Raw genomic sequence first — 5,479 nt, 5'->3', positions numbered from 1 at the left:
TCATTTCTCTTAATCTTACAGTTAACTGGTGCTGCATCGATTAAAAAGAATAAATTACAATACTCAAGCCCGGTACATGCTAGCTGCATTTGTGCTTGCACATAGTATTTGAAAAAATATTTACTGCTTAAAAAATTGCCATTTTTATTGTACTCCGCAATAGCACTGCTCATATAATTAGAATCACTACTCTTAATCTCTAAAAGTTCTAAATCTCCAGTATTATTAATAAACCAGCCATCAATTGTTGAGCCTACTAAACTTTCTGCACTACCCATTTTTTTGAAATAATTATACTTATCAACTCCATTGGCATATTTGTTTTTATACAAAACATCAATATTATCTCCGTGTGATTTAACAAATTCTCTAAATCCTAAATTCTCTAACTCTTTGCCCTTGAGCATATACAAATTCTCTTCAAAAGGCATGCTCATACCAAAATATTTAAGCACTCTATTCATCATTAAATCTTTTAGTCCCGCACCACCAATTAGAATACTACCCACTTCACTAGCACCGTATTTATCAAGCTTGTTTCTTTGCACACTAAAATCAATATTTCGGTTAAATCTAAAACACTCTTGACTACTTATTCCTGGCAATTTCTTGCCTATTTTGCTTAATTTACTTTTTTCTTTAATGGGAGAAGATTTTTCCTCAAATATTTCACATCCAGTAAAACTTTGTTGACTAATACTTGTCATTTTGATATCTCCTTGAATATTGTCTTGTGGGTTATTTTTGTTTGTTATGTTTGAAACATTGTTCATAATGTACTCCTTTTATAGTTATAAAAATAATTATATAGCAAAAACTATTTTTGCCAACTTTTTTACAAAAAATTTTTTGTAAAAAAATAGTTGGGCTTATTTAAATTCTATTGTTTAAGAACTTAGCTAAACCCAACTTAATTGGATTTTTTTGATAGCAATACACTTTTTTAGCTATACACATACATATATATAACAAAAACTATTTTTGCCAACTTTTTTATAAAGATTTTTACAAAAAAATAGAGCTTAGCTAGTTCTTTATTAGAGACTCTAGCTAAGCCTTATTTCTATTTTTTAGAAAAATGTGAGTTAATAGATAAAAGTATTTATTAAAAAATATTTTTAACAAGTTAGGACTTCTAAATTTCCTCCTATAATTTTTATTACACATAAATATATAACAAAAACTTTTTTTTGGCATTTTTTTAACAAGAATTTTTGCAAAAAAATAGTCAAAATTGAAAAATATTTAAACAACTAGGATGCTTGTAATATAGTCTAACTTCAAATTAAAATTACTTTGTATTTGTTAAAATAAAAGAACCTGCTTAAATTCTCTTGTTAAAAATTTAAATAGATTCTAATTTAAAAGAAAGTAAAAATAAAATGTTTCCTTTTAAGAATTTAATTCAAGATTATATTATTCTATTTAAAAAATAAGCTATATACTCCGCTCTCCCCCCAAATATTTTAAAATATTTTAATCATTCTCAATTAAAAAAATACTTATTGAATATAGAGTAAATAATCGGAGCAAGTGTTATTCCCATTATTAGAATTACTTGTACTGTTCTATTACTTGCATTAAGCTCATTTTTTAAACTAGATATATCTTTTTGTAAAGCCTTCTCTACACTGTCTATCTTAGTATTTACACTATCTATTTTAGAATTAAGTTCATTTTTAACACTATCTATTTTAGAATTAAGTTCATTTTTAACACTATCTATTTTTAGATTTAAATTCTTTTCAACATTGTCTATTTTAATATCGAGATTAGATATGTCTTTTTGCAAATTCTTCTCTACAGTATCAATCTTAGCATCTAAACTAGATATATCTTTTTGCAAATTCTTCTCTACAGTATCAATCTTAGCATCTAAACTAGATATATCTTTTTGCAAATTCTTCTCTACATTAATCAATTTTTCTTTTAAAACCTCGTAGTTGTAATTGTCATTATGAAGAAAAACAAAATCTATTGCCTCCTCGCTAAACCCTATGTTTAAAAATTCATTTTTTATACTTTCTATGTTATGTGTTCTGTACGCTAAATTAGTCATAAAATGCCTTTACTATCCTTTTAATTGCTTATATCTTCTTAAAAATTTATTAATCAAGTCTTTTTGACTTTCAAAAAGTTCATCTAATAAAAATCCCGTGAATTTAGCATTGCTTTTATAAAAATCATAACTTTCTTTGCTTTTAAGTTGAAATCTTAATGGTTTTATTGGATTTTGTTTTGATTTTTTAAATGATGAACTTTCTTTGTCTCTTATTGATAATAGAGACATAGTAAGTCCATTTTCTATAATATATGTCTCTTCTAAAAGCCCCTCTTCCATAGCATTAGCTATTCTAATGTAGTCATACACCTGAGTTCTTGCTATTCTATAATTTTTTGCAAAAGAATTAAAACTTGTATATCCATCTAATTTATAATATTCATTATCTTTTATCTCTTTTAAAATTTTAATAACTTCTATTTTATGAAAAATTTCCTTTTTAAAATTATTTACCAATCTGTTTTTTAATTTTTCATAATATTCTAATTGCTCGTTATCCTTTTCTTCTAAATTTCTTTTGTTTATTTTTACCAACATAATATCACCTCAAATAAAAAAGTTTTTGTCTTTTATAATCTATCCTGATTTAGGACAAACTAAATTGACTTATTTTATACCTTATCCATTATTTTTAAATAATCCAAAAATTTATTAATAGCATTTTTATATTCATGCATATAGTCCTTTTCTAAGGAAAACCTAGAATTACTAGCTATATTTTTATTTAAGTCTTCCCTTTCAGATATAATGCCTAAAAAATCACCCCTATTCTTTAATAAATTTAAAAATTCTTTATGTGTATTATTCTTTTTAAATCTTGTTATGAGTAAAAATAATGGAATTTTTACTCCTAATTTATTTAAAAAATAATCCAATAAATCTAAACATTCAACTGCCCATTTTTCAGCTATTATTGGAACAATAATATAGTCACTACTAAGCAATGCATTTTTAAATGCAATATCATAACTAGGAGCTGTATCCACTATTATATATTTATAATCACTGCTAAAACAGCTTAAATTTGATTTTAATAACAAGTCCTTAAATTCTATTTCAATTTCATTAAGCATGTGCAAGCTCAAATAGCTTGGCAATAAATCTAAATTGTCTTCAATATTTACAATTGCTTTTTTAATATCCAAATCATTAACCAAAACCTCATATATGTTGTCAAATTTTAAATTTATATTATCTTCTTGTATTTTGTCTTGGTAGTAACTAGTGACTGATGCCTGAGTATCCATATCTATTAACAATACTTTATTTTTTTTTGACAACAAAAATGCTGATGCTAAGCAAGTTGTGCTTTTACCAACACCGCCCTTAATTGACGCTATTGTTATTATTTTAGGTTTTTTATTATCCATTTTATTAACGGTCCTTTCTCTGAATATTTTTTTCCATAAAACCCATATACTTGCTTTTCTAACCTTGAAAAGATATCAAATATCGCTTTGTTATAATGATTATTTATCTCCTCTTTTTTTAATAAGCGATATAGTCCTTTAAAGTAACAAAAAACGCTACCGGTTTTAAATCTAAATTCTATATAATATTCTCTTGCAATTGTGTATGATTTTTTAATTCCGTTTATTTGGTACTTTATAAAGGGTTTTTTAATTAGTTTTCTATAGCCATAAAAAATGCCAATAAACTTATCTCCTTCTTTAACTGGATATAAAAAAATCTCTTTAACTTTTAATTGGTTGAATAAGCCTCTTAATGACAAACGAAACACATTTTTTTTATCATGAACTCCAAATTTATAAACATCCATCATCATTTTTGTATGGTACATTGTTTTATCATTTTCTTTTTCAATCTTAATAAAACGTTCTTTATTGTTACATATAATTAATGATTTTTTTGTTTCAATAGGTTCTGGTGCATTTTCCATGTTAAATCCTCATACGGCCTTTATGTTAAATTTTTCTATAGTTAAAGATTTTTTTTCATTTTTTATTATTTCTAATAATTCAAGATAATATGTACCAAATACTTTATTGTATTCTATTTTCTTTTGTTTATCTAAATATTCTTTTATAATTGGCTTTAAAATTTCAATATTTGTATCTTTTTTCAGTTGTTCAATAAGAATATTGAAAATGTTTGCTTTTAAATTTTGATAATTTTGTTGAGGATTTTCTTTTTTTATTTCAATTGACTTTTTTAATTTGCGTTTTATGTAACTTAAATCGCCATATTTATGATTTTCAATAATAAAATGGGGTTTAAATTTGTAATTTTCGTATACTTTTTGGAAAGTTATTTTTAATTGTTCGGAATTATATCCATTTTTTTCAAATTCTTTCTGCGTGTTATTTAGAATATTTTTCAATTTGTTTTGCTTTTCTTTCATACAAGATTTTTTTATATTGATTTTTTTTATTAGGGCAATTTCATTTTGTTTTAGGATTATCATTGCCTTAATCTTCGTATCTTTATCAGTCTTTAAATCCAATATAGAAAGAGCTTTTTCAGTTTTAAAGTCACATTTATTGAAATAATTTTTTAGTTGATATTTTTCTATTTGGTTAATTCTTTTTTCTTCTTTTATATTATTATTTTTATTACTTAAACACTCCACTGAATTTACACTACCATTTATAGAAATATTGTCTTTAAAATGGTTATTAACTCTAGATTTAAATCTAGAGTTTTTTCGTTCTTTAAAGTAATTGTTGATTTTCAGGTAACACTCTTTTTTAGGATAATTAAGTTTATAGTAAATTTCAGTCCCAAAATTTACTCCTAAATGCTGGTAATAGTTAGTTGTGACTTTTAGCACTTTTTCTAATTTGTAAAGATAATTTTGCATAGTTCTTAGTGTAGTGGGAGCTTGACCATTTCTTTTTAGATTTTCATTAAAGTAATAGAGTATATTTTTTTGAGTGTATTTTTTATCTTTTTTGTTTAGGTAATCTAGCGTTGAGGTAAGAGATATTAATTTATATTGGTGTTTATTGTGACAAGTTGAACTGTTTATGTTGGTTAAAACATCTTTCATGTTATTACTCCTTTTATAGTTATTAATAATTATAAGTAATATAATGCACAATTTTGATTTAAAAGTAAATACTTTTCTAAAAAAATATTAAATTTTAATTATTAATTTTGTTAAATTAATGTACTTTTTGTAATTTGGTAAAAAGATTCATTGATTTTAATCTAAAGTTAGACTATACTACAATCAGCGTAGTTATTTGAACATGTTTCAGTTTGGCTACCTTTTATAGTAATTTGCAAAAAAATAATAAAAGGGTTTAGCGAAGTTCTTTTAGCAGAGGATTTAGCTAAGCCCTAATTTTTTGTAAAAATCTTTGTAAAAAAGTTGGCAAAAATAGTTTTTGCTATATAATTATTTTTATAACTATAAAAGGAGTACATTATGAACAATGTTTCAAACATAACAAA

General features: G+C 24.2%; 6 protein-coding genes. All 6 read right to left on the bottom strand.

Features of this window, described 5'->3' with window-relative positions:
- The coding region (locus HNP67_RS06430; RefSeq protein ID WP_184125692.1) for a YqaJ viral recombinase family protein at positions 1 to 773 on the bottom strand (773 nt) is incomplete at its 3' end.
- Between the two features lie 713 nt (positions 774 to 1,486).
- Positions 1,487 to 2,059, bottom strand: a complete 573-nt coding sequence (gene bdr, locus HNP67_RS06425) for a Bdr family repetitive protein (protein ID WP_184125690.1) — start codon at positions 2,057 to 2,059, stop codon at positions 1,487 to 1,489.
- A 12-nt stretch (positions 2,060 to 2,071) separates the two neighbouring features.
- Complete coding sequence (locus HNP67_RS06420; protein ID WP_184125688.1) at positions 2,072 to 2,599, bottom strand: chromosome replication/partitioning protein; 528 nt, start codon at positions 2,597 to 2,599, stop codon at positions 2,072 to 2,074.
- Between the two features lie 74 nt (positions 2,600 to 2,673).
- On the bottom strand, positions 2,674 to 3,432 hold the full coding sequence (locus HNP67_RS06415) for a ParA family protein (RefSeq protein WP_184125686.1): 759 nt from the start codon (positions 3,430 to 3,432) through the stop codon (positions 2,674 to 2,676).
- A complete protein-coding gene (locus HNP67_RS06410; RefSeq protein ID WP_184125684.1) occupies positions 3,408 to 3,962 on the bottom strand; it encodes a DUF226 domain-containing protein in 555 nt (184 codons plus the stop codon). Before HNP67_RS06410 ends, HNP67_RS06415 begins: the two co-directional genes overlap by 25 nt.
- A gap of 9 nt (positions 3,963 to 3,971) precedes the next feature.
- Positions 3,972 to 5,072, bottom strand: a complete 1,101-nt coding sequence (locus HNP67_RS06405) for a plasmid maintenance protein (RefSeq protein WP_184125682.1) — start codon at positions 5,070 to 5,072, stop codon at positions 3,972 to 3,974.
- Positions 5,073 to 5,479 lie beyond the last annotated feature (407 nt).

Source organism: Borreliella californiensis, assembly GCF_014205885.1.
In the GTDB taxonomy this organism is placed as follows: domain Bacteria; phylum Spirochaetota; class Spirochaetia; order Borreliales; family Borreliaceae; genus Borreliella; species Borreliella californiensis.
This window is presented reverse-complemented; position numbering and strand designations above follow the sequence as displayed.

Bases quoted from the DNA above. Each gene is read 5' to 3' on its own strand.
- HNP67_RS06405 (WP_184125682.1), bottom strand. From the start codon at position 5,072: ATGAAAGATGTTTTAACCAACATAAACAGTTCAACTTGTCACAATAAA.
- HNP67_RS06410 (WP_184125684.1), bottom strand. From the start codon at position 3,962: ATGGAAAATGCACCAGAACCTATTGAAACAAAAAAATCATTAATTATA.
- bdr (WP_184125690.1), bottom strand. From the start codon at position 2,059: ATGACTAATTTAGCGTACAGAACACATAACATAGAAAGTATAAAAAAT.
- HNP67_RS06420 (WP_184125688.1), bottom strand. From the start codon at position 2,599: ATGTTGGTAAAAATAAACAAAAGAAATTTAGAAGAAAAGGATAACGAG.
- HNP67_RS06415 (WP_184125686.1), bottom strand. From the start codon at position 3,432: ATGGATAATAAAAAACCTAAAATAATAACAATAGCGTCAATTAAGGGC.